The following is a 15,972-nucleotide window of genomic DNA, read 5'->3' on the forward strand; positions in this document are numbered from 1 at the left end:
TCCGCGAACGGCGTTTTTTCGCTATCGTGTCGGGCAACGGCGGCACCATAGCGAAAAAACGCCGCCGGCCCCCTTATTGCAACAAGAGACCGCCCCATGAGTGAAATCAAGGAACGACCGCTCGTCGAACTGTCGGCCAAGGATCTGCCGGCCTTCTGCCCGAACCCGGCGATGACGCGCTGGAACGCGCATCCGCGCGTGTTCATCGACGTCACCCACGGCGAGGCGCGCTGCCCGTATTGCGGCACGCGCTACACGCTGCGCGCCGGCGAAGTCGTCCACGGCCACTGAGCGCGCATCGGGCGGCACGCCGCCCGGCACCGGTCCAGCCGGCCCCGCCGATCGCCTTTGGCAGGCCGGCCGGCGAACCGCCTTTTTTCCCCCGCAACCCGAACGCGGCGCCCCGGCGTCGCGTTTCATCACGACACCGGACTTCATCTGATGCGTCGCGCGTTGGTAATCGCACCGAACTGGATCGGTGACGCATTGATGGCGCAGCCGCTTTTCGCGCTGCTGAAGAAACTGCATCCGCGCATCGCGATCGATGCGGTCGCCCCCACCTGGGTCGCGCCCGTGCTCGAACGGATGCCGGAAATCCACGACGTCCACGCCACCGACCTCGCGCACGGCAAGCTGCAGATGGTGCGCCGCTGGCAACTGGCGAGCGACCTGCGCGACGTGGGCTACGACGCGGCCTACGTGCTGCCGAATTCGTTCAAGTCCGCGCTGATCCCCTGGCTGGCCGGCATTCCGCTGCGCATCGGCTACACCGGCGAATCGCGCTACGGGCTGCTGAACGTGCGCCACGCGAACCCGCCGAAGGCGCGCGATGCCCGGCCGCCGATGGTGCCGTTCTACGCGTCGCTGGCCTACGCGCCCGGCGCGAAGCTCGACGAGCAGCTCAAGGCGCTGCCGATGCCGCGCCTCGAATCGGATCTCAACGAAACGGCGCGCGTGTCCACGCGCTTCCATCTCGACACGCGCAAGCCGCTGATCGTGTTCTGCCCCGGCGCCGAATACGGCCCCGCCAAGCGCTGGCCGCCCGAGCATTTCGCGACGCTCGCGCGGATCGTCAATCAATCGTTCCCGTATACGCAGATCGTCGCGCTCGGCTCGCCGAAGGATGCGCCGGTGGCGCAGGCGATCGCCGACGCCGCGCCCGGCGTGCGCAACCTCTGCGGCCAGACCTCGCTGTCCGAAGCGTGCGCGCTGATCGCGCGCGCCAACGCGGTGGTGACCAACGATTCCGGGCTCATGCACGTGGCCGCCGCGCTGCGCCGCCCGCTCGTGGCGCTCTACGGTTCGACCGATCCGCGCCATACCCCGCCGCTGTCGGAGCAGGCAAAGGTACAATGGCTCCACCTCGAATGCAGCCCCTGCTTCCAGCGCGAGTGCCCGCTCGGCCATCTGAACTGCCTGCGCGAGCTGGGGCCGGAACAGGTATTCGCCGACCTGCGCGGGATGCTGATCGGACAGCGCTGACGCGCGGCGGGCCGGGCGCCGGCCCGGCAAGCGATCGAGTGCGACATTGCGGTACTTGCGAAGGCGGCCTCGCGGCCGCTGCCTTGTAACAGCGCGTTTGCGCGCGAGAGATAATCCCGATGCCACGTTTTGCCCGCCTCTTCGAAGCCGCCGCCGACACGCTGAACGCCTATTACCAGTCGGTCGCCGACGCGAATCTCGACGCCCTGATGGTCCTGTGGATCGACGAGGATTTCGCGAGCTGCATCTGGTCCGACGGCGCGCACCTGCATGGGCTGGAGCAGATCCGCAGCGGCTTCGCGCAACGGATGACCGCACGCCCCGTCACCATCGAACCGCTCGACATCCGCGTGTACGACAGCCTCGGCACGGTGGTCTACACGGTGGCGGAAGCGCATCAGTACGCCGATGCGGGCACCGAACCGGACATGGTGTTCGCCACCTACGTGATGATCCACGAGCGCGGCGAGTGGCGAATCGCGCATATCCACGCCAGCCCGATTCCCGATCAGGCGGCCAGCCAGTTCGCCGCCAAGATCCGCCACGGCCAGGGGCCGCTGCACTGACGAACGGCCGCGCGCCTTCGGCGCCGCGCCCCGGATACGCGCCATGAGCTCCGCCTGCCCGCCCTCAACGCCGCCGCAATCGCCTTCGCCGTCCGTGGTGCCGGCCACGCCGGCCGAACTGCTGCGCTACGTGGCGCCGCGCTGGCTGCCCACCAATCACGCCCAGACCATCTTCCCCGCGCTGTTCGGCCGCCGGCCCGAGGTGCGGTATCGGCGCGAGCGCTGGGACACGCCCGACGGCGATTTCATCGATCTCGACTGGATCGCCCCGCCGCCGGGCCTGGCGCCCGCGCCCGACGCGCCGCTGATGGTGGTGTTCCACGGCCTCGAGGGCAGTTCCGATTCGCGCTATGCGCGCCTGTTGATGGCGGCCGCGCAGGCGCAGGGCTGGCACGGCGTGGTGCCGCATTTCCGCAGTTGCAGCGGCGAGCTGAACCGCGGGCCGCGCTTCTATCACCTGGCCGACGCCGACGAGCTGGACTGGATCCTGCGCCGTCTCGCGGCCGGCCGCCGCGGGCCGGTGTTCGCGGTGGGCGTGTCGCTCGGCGGCAACGTGCTGCTGCACTGGCTCGGCCAGCGGCGCGGCGGGCGCGACGTCGTCGCGGCGGCCGCGGCCGTGTCCACCCCGCTCGACGTGCATGCGGGCGGCCGCGCGATCTCGACCGGCTTCTCGATGATCTACACGCGCGCGTTCCTCAAGACGCTGAAGGTCAAGGCGCTGGCCAAGCTCGCGCAGCACCCGGGCCTGTTCGACGGCAAAGCGGCGCTGGCCGCGCGCAACATGCACGAATACGACGACGTGGTCACCGCGCCGCTGCACGGCTTCCGCAGCGCCGACGACTACTGGACCCGCGCGACCGTGCGCCCGCTGCTGCGTGCGATCGACACCCCCACCTTGATCCTCAACGCGCGCAACGATCCGTTCCTGCCGGCCGCCGCCCTACCGGGGCCGGGCGACGTGTCGGCCGCCGTCGAGCTCGATCAACCCGAACACGGCGGCCACGTCGGCTTCACGTCGGGCCGCTTCCCGGGCCAGGACGACTGGCTGCCGCAGCGCGTGTTCGGCTTCGTTTCCCGGTTCCTCGACCATGGATGAGATCGTTCGCCAGGCCATCGCGAAATGGCCCAACGTTCCGCACTGCACCGGCTGGCTGCTGCTCGACCGGCGCGGCGACTGGCGCATGCGCGACGAGGCCGCGCAGGCCGCCAACGAATCGGGTACGCCGATCCGTCACACGGCGCTGATCGCGTTCATCGCGCGCAACTACGAGCGCGACGCGCAAGGCCAGTGGTATTTCCAGAACGGCCCGCAGCGCGTCTACGTGGAGCTGGCCTACACACCGTGGATCGTGCGGCTCGCGGCCGTGGACGGCGCGCTGACGCTGACCGATCAAGCCGGCCAGCCGTTCGAGCCCGCTCGCGCTTGGCTCGACGACGCGGGCGGCGTGCTGTTCTCCGACGCCGCCGAACCGCCGCGCGTGGCCGCGCTGCACGATCACGATCTCGACCTGTTCGCCGATCACGCCACGCTCGACGACAGCGGCGCCGGCGGCTGCTTCCACTGGCGGCCGGGCGTCGATCTCGAACTCGCCGCGATCCGCCGCGATGCCGTGCCGGCGCACTTCGCGTTCGTCGCCAGCCCTGCCGCTCAGGCCGACGCCGCACCGCCGGCGCGCTGATCGCCTGCCCGGCGGCGGGCCGCATCAACGCATCAACCGCGCTCGCCGTCCTTGTCGTCCTGCTCTTCCCGGTAGCGCCGCTCGAAATCGTGCAGCCGCGCCGTGATGATCGATTGCTCGTAGAAGCTGACCGCCTTGTCGTCGCGCGCCTCGCGCAACTGGCGGATCGCCGACGGCCACGCGCCGTCCAGTGCAAGCTTTTCGGCCTGCGCGCGCCGCCGCAGGATCGCGTCGCCATTGCCCTGCGCCGATTGCGCGAGCCAGGCCCACCAATCGGGTTGATGCGGATCGGCATCCGCCTGCCGCTGCGCGAGCGCCTGCGCCTCGCCGAACCGCTTCGCCGCCACCAACGCCTGCAGATGCGCGACGATCGCCGCGTGCGAGGCCGGCCAGCGCTGCTGCGCGCGCTGCGCGAGCGTCACCGCATCGGCGGTGCGGCCCGCGCCGCGCGCAATCTCGGCGGCCAGCACGTCGAGGCTCGGCGTGCTCGGAGCACGCGAGGCACTCGGCGTGCCGGCCGCTTCCTCATCGCGCTCCACGTTCTCGAAACGCGTGCGCGCGGCCGCCAGCGCCCGGTCGGCATCGTCGAAATTGCCGAGCAGCGTCTGGCCGAGCGCGATGCCGTACCAATTCGCGGCCACGTTCGGCGCGACGCGGTCGTCGAGCTCGCTGCGCATGCGGTGCACTTCGGCGGCGATATCGGACGGCGTATGCGGTTGCAGAATCCGCAGCCGCGCGCGCACGAGCGCGTATTCGGCCGATTGACGCGGCTGCCGGTAAGGCGCGCGGCGCGCGCGGTCGTCCATGTCGGCGATGCGGTCGGTGGTCAGCGGGTGCGTGCGCACGTATTCGGGCACGCCGGCGTCGCCCATCGTCGCGCGCTCGAGCCGCTCGAAGAAGCCGGGCATGCCGTACGGGTCGTAGCCGGCCCCCGCCAGCAACTGAAAGCCGACGCGATCGGCCTCGCGCTCCGCGCCGCGCGAGAAGCGCAACTGGTTGTCGACCAGATAGGCCTGGCCGCCGAGCGCGATCGCGCCGCCTAGATCGCCGCTGCGTGCGAGCACGCCGGCCAGCACGGCCACCAGCATCGAGGCCAGCGCCGCGTAGCCGCTTTTCTCGTTCGCGCCGATCATCCGCGCGATGTGCCGCTGCAGCACGTGGCCCATCTCGTGGCCGAGCACCGAGGCCAGCTCGGATTCGGTGCGCGTCATGATCACGAGGCCGCTGTTCACGCCGATGAAGCCGCCGGGCAGCGAGAACGCGTTGATCTGCGGATCGCGCATCGGGAACAGGTCGAAATCGGGGCGCTCGCCGCCGATGAACTGCGCGGCCGCGGCGGCCGACAGCTTCGCCGCGACCGAATCGAAGTAGTCGCGCACGAGCCAGTCGTCGAGATAGTCGGGATCGCGGCGTACCTCGCGCATCACGCGCTCGCCGAGCCGGCGTTCGGCCTGCGGCGTCAGCGCGCCGCCCGATCCGTCGCCGAGGTCGGGCAACTGCTGCGTCTGCAACGGGCGGCGCAGGCTCGGCGTCGAGGCCGGCGTGCCCGACAACCGCGCGCGCTCGCCGCCGTACGTGCCGAACACGCCCGGTGCGATCGCGTCGGGAATCTCGGGCGCGCTGGAGATACCGTCGAGCAGGCGCGGCAGCGGCGCGCCGGGCGCGGGCGGGTCTGACGTGGCAGCATGCGCCGCGCCGCCGCCGGGCGGCACGGCCAGCGCGATCGACAGCGAGACGGCAAGCAGGGACGGGATACGCATGAGCGGCATCGGACGCGGATCGAAAGCGGACGGCCACCCGCCTGGCCTCGGGCCTGACGCCCCGCGGCGGCCTGGCGGCAACGGCAGCCATTGTAATGGCGGGGCGCTGCTATGATGAGCGCCCACCTCAGGAGCGAATCATGTCAGGACTTACTCACTTCGATGCGGCCGGCCACGCGCACATGGTGGACGTCGGCGACAAGCAGGAGACGCGGCGCATCGCCGTGGCGCGCGGCGCGATCCGCATGCTGCCCGACACGCTCGCGCTGATCCGCGACGGCCGCGCGAAAAAAGGCGACGTGATCGGCATCGCACGCATCGCCGCGATCCAGGGCGCGAAACGCACCGCCGACCTGATCCCGCTGTGCCATCCGCTCGCGCTGACGCGCGTCGCCGTGGATTTCGACTTCGACGACGCCCTGCCCGGCGTGCGCTGCACCGCGCAGGTCGAAACGCTCGGCCGCACCGGCGTGGAGATGGAAGCGCTGACCGCGGTGCAGGTCGGGCTGCTGACCGTCTACGACATGTGCAAGGCCGTCGATCGCGGCATGATCATCACCGACGTGGGCGTGGCGGAAAAACGCGGCGGCAAGTCGGGCGACTGGCAAGCCGACATCTGATGCCGCGCGGCATCGCGCGATAAAGACAAAGGCCGCTTGGTCGATACCGAAGCGGCCTTGTCGTTTGATGCGGTGCGTATTGCGCGAATCAGGCGATTTGCGCCGACGACAGCTTCGTTTCCAGTTGCGATTGAAGCTGATCGATCGTGAACGACGATTCGAGGCGCTCCACTTCAAAACCCTTCGCCACCAGATCGCGGATATACATCTTGTTGTAAATCACGGCGAACACGATGCCCGGCACGATCGCGCCGATGCCCACCGTCACCAGCGAAATGGCGCAGGTTGCGCCGAAGATAATCGCGGCCCATTTGAAATCGCCACGCAGCAGCGCGGGAAAGAAGCCGAAAAACAGGGTCGTCCAGGAAAAGCCGACCGGGGCTTTCTTGATCGTGCCGAAGGTCGGGTGCTTGAATACGATTGCGGAATGCGCCATTAATCCCCCGTAGTGCCGTTGTAAATATGCGTTCGCGGATTTTACACAGACGGGAATGAAAGGCAAGGCGCTGAAAACGTATTCAGCGCGAATAATCGCGCTTCAATATCAAAATCAAATATCAAAAAGACTCGATGATCTCCATCGGCATCAATTGAAACGGGCGGCATGCGGAATCGTTTCCGATTCGCATGCCGCCCGTTGCTTCAAGCGCTTGCCGCGCCGATCAGAACGCCGTGCGAATGCCGACGCGCGTCACCGTCTGATTGCGCGACGACGAATCGCTGAGCCCCGCGATCGAGGCGACCTGGTTGCCCGACGCGTGCTGATACAGCGCCTGCGCGTACACCTCGGTACGGCGCGACAGATGATAGCCGGCGGTCGCGCCGATCTCGTTGTCGTGCGGATCGTTGCGGCGGTTGGCAATTTCCACCGATGCGCCCGTGTAGAGATACATCACGCCCACGTAGAACGCCGACGTGAAGTCGTACTTCGCGTTGACTTCCACGTTGTCGAACTTCACGTTGCGCAGGACGCCGGCCTGCGGCGCGGCGTCGAGGGTCGTGTGCGTGTAGACCAGGCCCAGCGTGGCCGAGCCGAGCACATAGCTCACGCCGGCCGCCGCCACGCGCTGCGTGCCGGCGTGATACGGCGAGCCGACCACGGCGCCCGAGGTGTTCTGATCCTCGCCGCCCGCGTTCATGTAGGCCGCGGCGGCCGTCAACGGGCCGCCGTTGTAGCGCGCGCCGACGCTCCAGGCCCGGTTCGTCGCGAACTGGCCCGCCTGGTTGCTGAAGCCGTACAGGCCGCCGAACTGCACGCCCGAGATCTCCGCGCTCGTGTACTTCACCGCGTTGTTGATGCGGAACGATTCGTCGAGGTTGTCAGCATCGAACGGATGGCCGAACAGGCCGCCGCCCCAACTGCCGGCCGCGCTCAGCGGCGCGACGTAATCGACCACCGAATCGTACTGGCGGCCGAGCGTCACCGTGCCGAGGCGATCCGACGACAGGCCGACATAGGCCTGCCGGCCGAACATCTCGCCGCTGTCGGCCAATTGGCCGGTGCTCACGCTGAAGTTGTTTTCGAGGCGGAAAATCGCATGCAGGCCGCCACCGAGATCCTCGCTGCCCTTCACGCCCCAGCGGTCGCCGAGTTGCCGGAGGTTGCTGGCCAATACGTAATTCGAATGCCCTGCCTGATTGCTGATGTAATCGAAGCCTTCGTCGATCGTGCCATACAGCGTGACGCTGCTCTGTGCATACGCCGTGCCGGCGGAAACGGCCAGTAATGCCGGGATCAGCGATTTTGCGAATTTCATGATTTCCCCAAGGAGTGAAGCGGGAATGGTTAATGGTTTCGTGGCGCGCTTCATGAATACGGCGAACGGGATTCTAGAGAAACGAGCTTTCGGCGCGATTACCGCTGTCGCCGCGGCGCAACAGCCCACCGCACTGGGGATTCGGCGCGTGCCTTGTCGCGCCTGAACGCACGCGGGCAGGCGGAATTTCAACGTAAAACTTGGTAATGAAAATCGGAGGCAATGATCGATTAACGCGAAAAATCGGCGCTGCGATTTTTCATTTCGCTTTCCGATTTCTGACGATTATCGATGAATAAACGGGAATACCGGAACGGCAACGCGCCCGGCGCGAACCGGGCGCGCCGCGTTATTTCTGCGTCGTGCCTTTCGGCTCGAATATGAACGGCTGCGTCAGCGTGAACGGCGACGGCGTGGCGCCATAGGCGCCCTGTTGCGTGCAGCGCGCATGCGACATCGCCTCGACGGCCGCGCGGTCGGCGGCGGGATTGCGGCTGCCCGTGGTGACCGTCACGTTTTCGGGCTCACCCGCGGCGGTGATCAGCGCGCGCACCAGCACCGTGACCTGGCGGTCCAGCGGACGCGCGTCGTCGGGATAGATCGCGACGGGAATCTTGCACGACAAGGTGTTCTCGTGCGGCAGGAACATGGCGCAGCCGGCCAGTTGCGCGGCGACGAGCGGCAAGGCGAAATACTTCGCGTGGCGAATCATGACGAGGCTTCCCCGGAATGTGAACGTCGCGCTGGTCGGGCGCGATCGGCCAAACGGCGCCGAGGCGCGCGACGCCGCCCGGTTGGACGGCGCATCGCGCGCCTCGGCGCCGCGTGGCGGGTGATGAGCAGTTTTTCTTGTGCTGCCGATGCCGCAGCTTACAGCAGCGACTTCGCCCGCGTCAGCACCTTGTCGCAAACCTGCTTGGTCAGTTGCTGCTTGACGCCCGCGCCGCTCAGGTCGAGCGTCTTGCCGTTGCCGGCGTCGAGAATGCCGCTGCTGCCGCTCGTGAACCCGCTGTCCGACTGCGGGTTGCCGCCGAGCTTGCCCATCAGTTGATCCTTCACCGAGCTGGCGCTGCCGCCGCCGAGGTATTGGTTCTGGATGCAAAACTGCAGCACGCCCGCGACGTTGCCGAGGCTAGACGGCATCAGCGACGAATTTCCTCCGCCGAGCGCGCCGCCCAGGTTGCCTAGGTTGCCGGCAAGCCCGCCGGAATTCTGCGTGGCGCCGCTGCCGGCCTGTTTCAGCATGTCGCCGAGCTGTGCGTAGGCGCCCGTCGCCGACAGCGACAGGCCGATCAGGACGCCGGCTGCCATGGCCCGGCCAGTACGAATTTTCATCATGATCCTCCCAGATTACGAGATGACGACGGCATTCGCGATGCGCCGGAATGCCGGCAGCCAGCATAACCGAAGCGCGGAGGCGAACTGGGCCGCGCGGTGCGGACCGAGGGCGGGATTGACGATCTTTGACGGAATGCGCGACCGGCTTGGGCGGGCAGCGGCAGGAAGTTGCGCAGCGCTGGCGGCAACGCAGCGGCTCGACCTGAGCGCTACGGGTGAAGCCGCCATGCGCGAGACGCGGATCGGTGGCGGCGCGCGTCAGCAATAAACGCGCCGCGGCGGGCTGCCGCGGCGCCGGGCGAGACGACCGGCGATCAGTCGTCGGAATCGTCGCTGTCGTCGTCTTCGTCGCTGCTCGCTGCGCCGGCCGGCTTGCCGTAGCGCGTCACGAGCGATTGGCGGAAACCGGCCAGCGACGGCTGCTCATCGAGGAGCTTGTAGAGCGCCGCGAGCTGCGCGGGCCAGTCGTGCAGTTCCTGCGCGAAGATCTTCAGGCGCGCGACCGTGTCGAGCGCATCGCCCTCGCGGCCGTCGAGCGCCTCCAGCACCGCGTAGCGGCGCAGCACCGTTTCGCCCGGCAGCAGCGCGATGGCGCGCTGATGCGCGGCGAGCTTGGCCGGCAAGTCGTCGCGCGAGATCGGCATCAGCGTGGCCGCGCCGTATTCGCCCCACGAGCCGAACAGGAACGACGGCGACTCGCGATACTGCTCGGCCGGATTCGAGCCGTAGTACAGCACTTCGGCGCGCTGGTAATCGCGCAGGATCGGATACAGCGCCAGCAGCGCCGCCACCGACACGGCCGCGAACACCCCGTAGGCCGCGCGCCCCGGCAGCACGCGCAGCGGCCGCGTTTCGAGCAAGCCGATCACGAACATCGCGGGCAGCGTGAAGAACGTGTATTGCTGCGGATACTCGACGAGCGCGTGCATCAGCAGCACGCCAAGCAGCGCCAGGCCGAACAGCCGTTCGCCCGTGTGCGGCACGCGCAGCACGCGCACGAACCAGAACGCCAGCGTGACGAGCAGCGCGCCGAGGCCCAGCACGCCGGACTTGGCGAGCAGGTCGATGAAGATGTCGTGCGAGTTGTTCGCGATTTCCACGCCGCCCAGCGCGCGCACCAGCTCGAACTGGTGCAGCGGGAATTCACCCCAGCCCACGCCGAGCCACGGATGCTCGCGGAACATCGTCAGCCCGTACTTCCACAACGCGAGACGCGGCGCGATCTGCCCGGCGTCGCGCATGCGCTCGGCGGCCGATTCGGCCAGCCCGAGGTGGTAGCGCAGGTTGGCCCAGCGCACCACGATATTGACCGCGACGAACACCGCCGCGAGCGCCAGCGGATACAGCCACGCCGCACGGCGGTTGGGCCCGCGCCGCGCCGCGGCCAGCGCCGTCCACAGCCCGGCCACGACCATCACGGCCACCTGCAGCCACGGGCCGCGCGATACCGTGAACGCCAGCCCGGCCGACAGCACGACCGACAGCGGCAGCCAGCCCCAGGCCGGCAGCCGGCGCGCCTGCGCGAGGTACAGCGTGCTGGCGAGCGCGAACGCGATGTACGTTGCGAGGTGGTTCGCCTGCGCCATGTTCCCGTACGGCCGGCGATCGACCGTCACGCCGTAATTCACGACGAACGGCGAGAACGTATGTTCGAGATGCAGCAGTTGCACGACCTGGCAGGCCACCGCGAACACGCCGCCGACGATCATCGCGCCCGCCATCATCCGCGTGACGGTTTCGACCGAATGCACGCGGCCGAGCATGTAGCCCGACTGCATCGCGACCAGCGCCGCCAGCAGATAGCCGATGGCCAGCCAGTTCATCGCGGGCTGGGCCAGCGGCAGCACCAGCGTCTGCACGATCAGCACCGCACCGAACGCGAGCGGAGCGGCCCAGCCGAGCGGCGCGGCGAACGGCTGCGCCGCGCGCTCGCCGCGCACGAGCAGCACCACCAGCCCGCCGAGCAGCGCATAGAGGCCGAACGCCGTGAATTCGGAATAGAACGTCGGGATCGGATAGGTGTGATTGGTGACCGCGTAAGGCAGGATCAGGGCAACAGCAAGCGCAATCAGCGATAACGAACGCAGAACGGAAGAAGGCATGAGCGAACCGGATGTCAGCAACCGGCGCACTATACAAAAAAATTCAGGTGCTGAGTCGCTCGCGTGCCGTTCTGTCGGCTCATCGACAGCAAATCGCCTGCCGCACCTTGTTCCGCCCCTCATTCACGCGGCGGCGGCCGCTGCCTCGAACTACGTGCGGCATTCGGGTGGCGACAGCTTGCCGGCCAGCGTCGGCGCCTCGGACGGCACCGGGCCGGAACCGGGCGGCGGCAGCGACGAGGCCGTCTTGCCCGCCGCGAAACATTCCCAGGTGATCGAGCCGGACTGCAACGTACCCTGCCGGAGCGCCACGCGCGCGGTGGGTGCGTCGGCGTTGTCGGGCGCGGACGGCATCAGCACCAGCGTGTTCGCGCCGTTCGGCGCGACGCGCGTGGTATAGGCGATGCGGATCTGGCCGGTGTCGCCGTCCACCGCGATGGACTCGACGTTGTGCGTGGCCGGCGGCGAAACATAGCCACCCGACATGATCGCGCCGCTGGCGGCGTTCTCCGCCACCGCGAGCCGCGCCTGCGCGGCCAGCGCCATGCCCTCGCCCACCCGGCTGCGCGCGAGGTAATCCTGATAGGCCGGAATCGCATACGCGGCCACCACGCCGACGATCGCCAGCACGATCATCAGTTCGATCAGCGTGAAGCCGCCGCATGGCTCGCGCGGCCGCCGGCGAGGCAGACGCAGCAGGCAACGCAGCCGGCACGGGCGGCACATGCCGGCCGGCGCCTGGCGCAGGCGGCGCGAGAGTTGATGGAACAGGGCAACGGACAACGTTTCGAACATGACGGGCTCCGGAAACGAAACAGGCCTGCCAACAGGACAGGCAGATCGATCGTAGCCAGAGCGCGCCGCGCAGGGCAGTCGGCCGGATGGCCTATGCGCCGTGCGCGGCGGCAACGCCGCTTTGCCGCTTCGCCGCTCGCGCGTTGCGCATTCACGCACGCGCATAAAAAAAACGCCGGCACGAGGCCGGCGTTCTGGCAAAGCACGCAATGTCGCGGGACGGATCCCGCGAACGCGCTTAGATCGCTGCCTTGAGCAGACGACCCATTTCCGACGGATTGCGCGTGACCTTGATGCCGCACGCATCCATGATTTCCAGCTTGGCTTCGGCCGTATCGGCACCGCCCGAGATCAGCGCGCCGGCATGGCCCATGCGCTTGCCCGGGGGCGCCGTGACGCCCGCGATGAAGCCGACCACCGGCTTCTTCATGTTCGACTTGATCCACTCGGCTGCCGTCGCTTCGTCCGGGCCGCCGATTTCGCCGATCATGACGACCGCATCCGTGTCCGGATCGTCGTTGAACATCTGCATGACGTCGATGTGCTTCAGGCCGTTGATCGGATCGCCGCCGATGCCGACTGCCGACGATTGGCCGAGGCCCAGCGCCGTCAGCTGTGCCACGGCTTCATACGTCAGCGTGCCCGAACGCGACACGACGCCGATGCGGCCCTTGCGGTGGATGTGGCCCGGCATGATGCCGATCTTCAGTTCGTCCGGCGTGATCGTGCCCGGGCAGTTCGGCCCGAGCAGCAGCGTCTTGCGGCCTTCGCGACGCATGCGGTCCTTCACTTCGATCATGTCGCGAACCGGAATGCCTTCCGTGATGCAGATCGCCAGATCGAGGTCGGCCTCGACGGCTTCCCAGATCGCGGCGGCCGCGCCTGCCGGCGGCACGTAGATGACCGACACGGTTGCGCCCGTTTCGGCCTTCGCTTCCTTGACGCTGGCGTAGATCGGAATGCCTTCGAAATCTTCGCCGGCCTTCTTCGGGTTCACGCCCGCGACGTAGGCTTCGCGGCCGTTCGCGTACTCGCGGCAAGCGCGCGTGTGGAACTGGCCAGTCTTGCCGGTAATGCCCTGCGTGATGACCTTGGTATCTTTGTTGATCAGAATCGACATGTATTGACCTCTGTTCGATTGGCGTCGCGTCTGCGCGCCGCCATGCGTGTTCAATGCAACGATGCTTACTTGCCGGCGGCCGCGGCGACGACCTTCTGCGCAGCTTCTTCCATGCTGTCCGCCGAGATGATCGGCAGGCCGGATTCGGCGAGCATCTTCTTGCCCAGGTCTTCGTTCGTGCCCTTCATGCGCACCACGAGCGGCACGCCGAGGTTCACGGCCTTCGAGCCGGCGATCACGCCTTCGGCGATCACGTCGCAGCGCATGATGCCGCCGAAGATGTTGACCAGAATCGCCTTCAGATCCGGGTTCTTCAGCATCAGCTTGAACGCTTCCGTGACCTTCTCGGTCGTCGCGCCACCGCCGACGTCCAGGAAGTTCGCCGGTTCGCCGCCGAACAGCTTGATGGTGTCCATCGTGGCCATCGCCAGGCCGGCGCCGTTCACGAGGCAGCCGATGTCGCCGTCGAGCGAGATGTAGGCCAGGTCGAACTTCGACGCTTCGATTTCAGCCGGATCTTCTTCGTCCAGATCGCGATACGCGACGATTTCCGGGTGACGGAACAGCGCGTTCGAATCGAAGTTGAACTTGGCGTCGAGCGCGATCACCTTGCCGTCGCTGGAGACGTTCAGCGGGTTGATTTCGGCCAGCGATGCATCGGTTTCCCAGAATGCCTTGTACAGGCCTTGCAGGATCGCGCGCGCTTGCGGAATCGAGGCGGCCGGCACGCCGATCTTCGCGGCAAGGTCGTCGGCTTGCGCATCGAGCAGGCCCGTCGACGGTTCGACGATGACGTGATGGATCAGCTCGGGATGCTTTTCCGCCACTTCCTCGATGTCCATGCCGCCTTCGCTCGAACCCATCAGCACGATTTTTTGCGTGACGCGATCGACGACGAGGCTGACATACAGTTCCTGCTTGATGTCGGCGCCTTCCTCGACCATCAGACGGTTGACCTTCTGGCCTTCCGGGCCGGTCTGGTGCGTGACGAGCTGCATGCCGAGGATCTGCTGGGCATATTCACGAACCTGGTCGAGCGTCTTGGCGACCTTCACGCCGCCGCCCTTGCCGCGGCCACCCGCGTGGATCTGCGCCTTGACGACCCACACCGGGCCGCCCAGCTCTTCCGCCACCTTCACCGCCTCGTCCACCGAGAACGCCGGCTTGCCGCGCGGGACCGCGACACCAAATTTCCGCAGGATTTCCTTACCCTGGTACTCGTGAATCTTCATGCGTGATTCCTTCAGTCTGGAGAGTTGGATGAATAGTCGATTGACTGTCGCTTCTTTCTACTGATGTTTCCGATTATTCGTGCGAACCGCTCGCGCCACGAAGCGCAAGACGGCCCACGCCGGGCCATGTCGGAGTGAGCACCCGGTCGGCCGCGCATCGCGCCGCTTGCCCTGCCGCATCGCACCGTTGCGCCGCGACGCCCGATTCCAGCGCACGACGCGCCGCCGGTTGCGCAAGGCGCGAACCGGTAACGGCGGATCGAACGCGGGAACGAAGCGGGGAACGGCGGAGGAAAACGGGGCGGGGAACGGCAGGAGCTGCGGGAACAACGAAGAGGCGGTGAGCGATGCGTGCTCGGCAGGCGGGGGTGACGGCTTGGCTGCTGCGATCGGAACGGCAATTCCGGCTGGACGACGCGGCGGCGTCGGCGACACGGGATTCGCGATCGGAGCTCATGCTGGGCCTGAGTTCATGGATCGGCTGTCCACTCGGCTGCATCACCTTGATCGCCGCCGCGCAATGCGACGGAACCGATGGATCGATGACGCTGCCCCACACGCCACCCCGCCGGTCGGTGATCGCCGGGACGGCGCGCCAGGGGCGCGACGGGCGTGACACGGGCTTGAATGACGGCATGCGCAAGGTTGAAGCCGATGAGGAAAACCGTTCGATCTTAGCATTATCGAGTGTTTGCCGCATCGCCACGAATATCCGGTTAGACCCTTATTGGCAACGGGATGCAGTGCAGCATCGAGGGCCCGATCCGGATAAAAAGAGAGTGAAAAACAAGGGCTTAGGCGCCCTCGAACTCGTCCTCGCCGCCCTTCAGGATTTTTACGATCGTGCTGCTGGAAAAGCCGCGCGAGGCCAGGAAGCGCCCCTGCTTGGCCCGCTCGGCGGGCGAGCCGGGCAAGCTGCCGAACTTCTTGCGCCAGATGGCCTGCGCACGGCTGAATTCGGTTTCGCGAAGCTGCTCGGTGACCGATTCGACCAGTTCGCCATCCACCGCGTGACGCTTCAACTCGCCCAGGATGCGGGCCGTGCCGAGGCGCGAGGCGCGCCGGTGCACGAGGCTTTCGGTGAACCGGGCGTCGGACAGCCAGTTCTCGCGTTCGAGCGCGTCGAGCAGCGCCTCGGGATCGTCGCCCTCCTCCACGTACGGCGCGAGCTTGCGCGCCAGCTCGCTGCGGCTATATTCGCGGCGCGAGAGATAGCCGAGCGCGCGCCCCTTCAGCGAGCGCGCCGGGCGCTCGGGTTTGGCGCGGGGAGCATCGCTTTCGGGCGAGGAGGCTTCGCGGGAAGCAGCACCGGGGGATGACGCGGAATCGTCGCGGCCGCCGCGTTCGTCGAACGGGCCACGCGTGCGCCGACGGGTGCGGCGCGTAGCCTGCTCGCTGGTGCGCGAATATTGATCGCCGTCGGCGTTTTCGAAGCGGCTCTGGCGAGCCGGCGCGCGGGCAGTCCGCTCGAAGGAATCGGACGGCTCGGCGGCTGGCGCTTCGCGGCGCGGCGGCGGGCGT

Annotated in this window: 17 protein-coding genes; 7 read left to right on the forward strand and 10 right to left on the reverse strand. The window is 67.6% G+C overall.

Translation table 11 applies throughout. The features are described from left to right. Positions 1-96: 96 nt before the first annotated feature. From G3N92_RS20235 to G3N92_RS20255, 5 genes are all read left to right on the forward strand, one after another. Positions 97-291, forward strand: coding sequence for a zinc-finger domain-containing protein (locus G3N92_RS20235; protein WP_206129356.1), 195 nt, complete (start codon positions 97-99; stop codon positions 289-291). Between the two features lie 150 nt (positions 292-441). Then, complete coding sequence (gene waaF / locus G3N92_RS20240) at positions 442-1,482, forward strand: lipopolysaccharide heptosyltransferase II (protein ID WP_206129357.1); 1,041 nt, start codon at positions 442-444, stop codon at positions 1,480-1,482. Positions 1,483-1,601: 119 nt separating this feature from the next. Then, positions 1,602-2,048 (forward strand): nuclear transport factor 2 family protein, encoded by a 447-nt coding sequence (locus G3N92_RS20245; protein WP_206129358.1) that lies wholly within the window; start codon positions 1,602-1,604, stop codon positions 2,046-2,048. Positions 2,049-2,091: 43 nt separating this feature from the next. Then, positions 2,092-3,144, forward strand: a complete 1,053-nt coding sequence (locus G3N92_RS20250) for an alpha/beta fold hydrolase (protein ID WP_206129359.1) — start codon at positions 2,092-2,094, stop codon at positions 3,142-3,144. Further along, positions 3,137-3,727 (forward strand): DUF2946 family protein, encoded by a 591-nt coding sequence (locus G3N92_RS20255; RefSeq protein WP_206129360.1) that lies wholly within the window; start codon positions 3,137-3,139, stop codon positions 3,725-3,727. The genes G3N92_RS20250 and G3N92_RS20255 overlap by 8 nt, the downstream gene beginning before the upstream one ends. 32 nt (positions 3,728-3,759) lie before the next feature. On the opposite strand, the gene G3N92_RS20260 is transcribed toward G3N92_RS20255, so the two are convergent. Continuing rightward, the gene (locus G3N92_RS20260; RefSeq protein ID WP_206129361.1) at positions 3,760-5,487 is read right to left on the reverse strand and encodes a M48 family metalloprotease; all 1,728 of its coding nucleotides are present in this window, start codon (positions 5,485-5,487) and stop codon (positions 3,760-3,762) included. Positions 5,488-5,627: 140 nt separating this feature from the next. Here G3N92_RS20260 and moaC point away from each other — a divergent pair, with 140 nt between their 5' ends. Beyond that, complete coding sequence (moaC, locus tag G3N92_RS20265) at positions 5,628-6,107, forward strand: cyclic pyranopterin monophosphate synthase MoaC (protein ID WP_206129362.1); 480 nt, start codon at positions 5,628-5,630, stop codon at positions 6,105-6,107. Between the two features lie 88 nt (positions 6,108-6,195). On the opposite strand, the gene G3N92_RS20270 is transcribed toward moaC, so the two are convergent. From G3N92_RS20270 to G3N92_RS20285, 4 genes are all read right to left on the reverse strand, one after another. Continuing rightward, positions 6,196-6,609, reverse strand: coding sequence for a hypothetical protein (locus G3N92_RS20270; RefSeq protein ID WP_206129363.1), 414 nt, complete (start codon positions 6,607-6,609; stop codon positions 6,196-6,198). Positions 6,610-6,769: 160 nt separating this feature from the next. Next, a complete protein-coding gene (locus tag G3N92_RS20275) occupies positions 6,770-7,864 on the reverse strand; it encodes a porin (protein ID WP_206129364.1) in 1,095 nt (364 codons plus the stop codon). 349 nt (positions 7,865-8,213) lie between these two features. Beyond that, complete coding sequence (locus G3N92_RS20280; RefSeq protein WP_206129365.1) at positions 8,214-8,576, reverse strand: TonB family protein; 363 nt, start codon at positions 8,574-8,576, stop codon at positions 8,214-8,216. A 158-nt stretch (positions 8,577-8,734) separates the two neighbouring features. After that, on the reverse strand, positions 8,735-9,199 hold the full coding sequence (locus tag G3N92_RS20285) for a DUF2501 domain-containing protein (protein WP_206129372.1): 465 nt from the start codon (positions 9,197-9,199) through the stop codon (positions 8,735-8,737). Between the two features lies 1 nt (position 9,200). On the opposite strand from G3N92_RS20285, the gene G3N92_RS20290 reads away from it, so the two are divergent. After that, the gene (locus G3N92_RS20290; RefSeq protein WP_206129366.1) at positions 9,201-9,470 is read left to right on the forward strand and encodes a hypothetical protein; all 270 of its coding nucleotides are present in this window, start codon (positions 9,201-9,203) and stop codon (positions 9,468-9,470) included. Positions 9,471-9,516: 46 nt separating this feature from the next. On the opposite strand, the gene G3N92_RS20295 is transcribed toward G3N92_RS20290, so the two are convergent. The 5 genes from G3N92_RS20295 to recX all read right to left on the reverse strand — a co-directional run. Next, positions 9,517-11,304 carry a Wzy polymerase domain-containing protein gene (locus tag G3N92_RS20295; RefSeq protein WP_206129367.1) on the reverse strand — a complete coding sequence of 596 codons (1,788 nt, stop codon included), beginning with the start codon at positions 11,302-11,304 and terminating at the stop codon, positions 9,517-9,519. A gap of 150 nt (positions 11,305-11,454) precedes the next feature. Beyond that, positions 11,455-12,099, reverse strand: a complete 645-nt coding sequence (locus tag G3N92_RS20300) for a pilin (protein WP_206129368.1) — start codon at positions 12,097-12,099, stop codon at positions 11,455-11,457. A 238-nt stretch (positions 12,100-12,337) separates the two neighbouring features. Then, positions 12,338-13,219 (reverse strand): succinate--CoA ligase subunit alpha, encoded by an 882-nt coding sequence (gene sucD / locus G3N92_RS20305; RefSeq protein ID WP_206129369.1) that lies wholly within the window; start codon positions 13,217-13,219, stop codon positions 12,338-12,340. A 65-nt stretch (positions 13,220-13,284) separates the two neighbouring features. Continuing rightward, positions 13,285-14,466 carry an ADP-forming succinate--CoA ligase subunit beta gene (sucC, locus tag G3N92_RS20310; protein ID WP_277396187.1) on the reverse strand — a complete coding sequence of 394 codons (1,182 nt, stop codon included), beginning with the start codon at positions 14,464-14,466 and terminating at the stop codon, positions 13,285-13,287. Between the two features lie 779 nt (positions 14,467-15,245). Further along, positions 15,246-15,972, reverse strand: a 727-nt coding sequence (gene recX / locus G3N92_RS20315) for a recombination regulator RecX (protein WP_206129371.1), incomplete at its 5' end; no start/stop codon positions are given.

The sequence above is a fragment of the Burkholderia sp. Ac-20379 genome (assembly GCF_017104645.1).
In the GTDB taxonomy this organism is placed as follows: domain Bacteria; phylum Pseudomonadota; class Gammaproteobacteria; order Burkholderiales; family Burkholderiaceae; genus Burkholderia.

Coding starts and splice junctions, on each gene's coding strand:
- G3N92_RS20235 (WP_206129356.1), top strand. CDS start 97: ATGAGTGAAATCAAGGAACGACCGCTCGTCGAACTGTCGGCCAAGGAT.
- waaF (WP_206129357.1), top strand. CDS start 442: ATGCGTCGCGCGTTGGTAATCGCACCGAACTGGATCGGTGACGCATTG.
- G3N92_RS20245 (WP_206129358.1), top strand. CDS start 1,602: ATGCCACGTTTTGCCCGCCTCTTCGAAGCCGCCGCCGACACGCTGAAC.
- G3N92_RS20250 (WP_206129359.1), top strand. CDS start 2,092: ATGAGCTCCGCCTGCCCGCCCTCAACGCCGCCGCAATCGCCTTCGCCG.
- G3N92_RS20255 (WP_206129360.1), top strand. CDS start 3,137: ATGGATGAGATCGTTCGCCAGGCCATCGCGAAATGGCCCAACGTTCCG.
- G3N92_RS20260 (WP_206129361.1), bottom strand. CDS start 5,487: ATGCGTATCCCGTCCCTGCTTGCCGTCTCGCTGTCGATCGCGCTGGCC.
- moaC (WP_206129362.1), top strand. CDS start 5,628: ATGTCAGGACTTACTCACTTCGATGCGGCCGGCCACGCGCACATGGTG.
- G3N92_RS20275 (WP_206129364.1), bottom strand. CDS start 7,864: ATGAAATTCGCAAAATCGCTGATCCCGGCATTACTGGCCGTTTCCGCC.
- G3N92_RS20280 (WP_206129365.1), bottom strand. CDS start 8,576: ATGATTCGCCACGCGAAGTATTTCGCCTTGCCGCTCGTCGCCGCGCAA.
- G3N92_RS20285 (WP_206129372.1), bottom strand. CDS start 9,199: ATGAAAATTCGTACTGGCCGGGCCATGGCAGCCGGCGTCCTGATCGGC.
- G3N92_RS20290 (WP_206129366.1), top strand. CDS start 9,201: ATGATCCTCCCAGATTACGAGATGACGACGGCATTCGCGATGCGCCGG.
- G3N92_RS20295 (WP_206129367.1), bottom strand. CDS start 11,304: ATGCCTTCTTCCGTTCTGCGTTCGTTATCGCTGATTGCGCTTGCTGTT.
- G3N92_RS20300 (WP_206129368.1), bottom strand. CDS start 12,099: ATGTTCGAAACGTTGTCCGTTGCCCTGTTCCATCAACTCTCGCGCCGC.
- sucD (WP_206129369.1), bottom strand. CDS start 13,219: ATGTCGATTCTGATCAACAAAGATACCAAGGTCATCACGCAGGGCATT.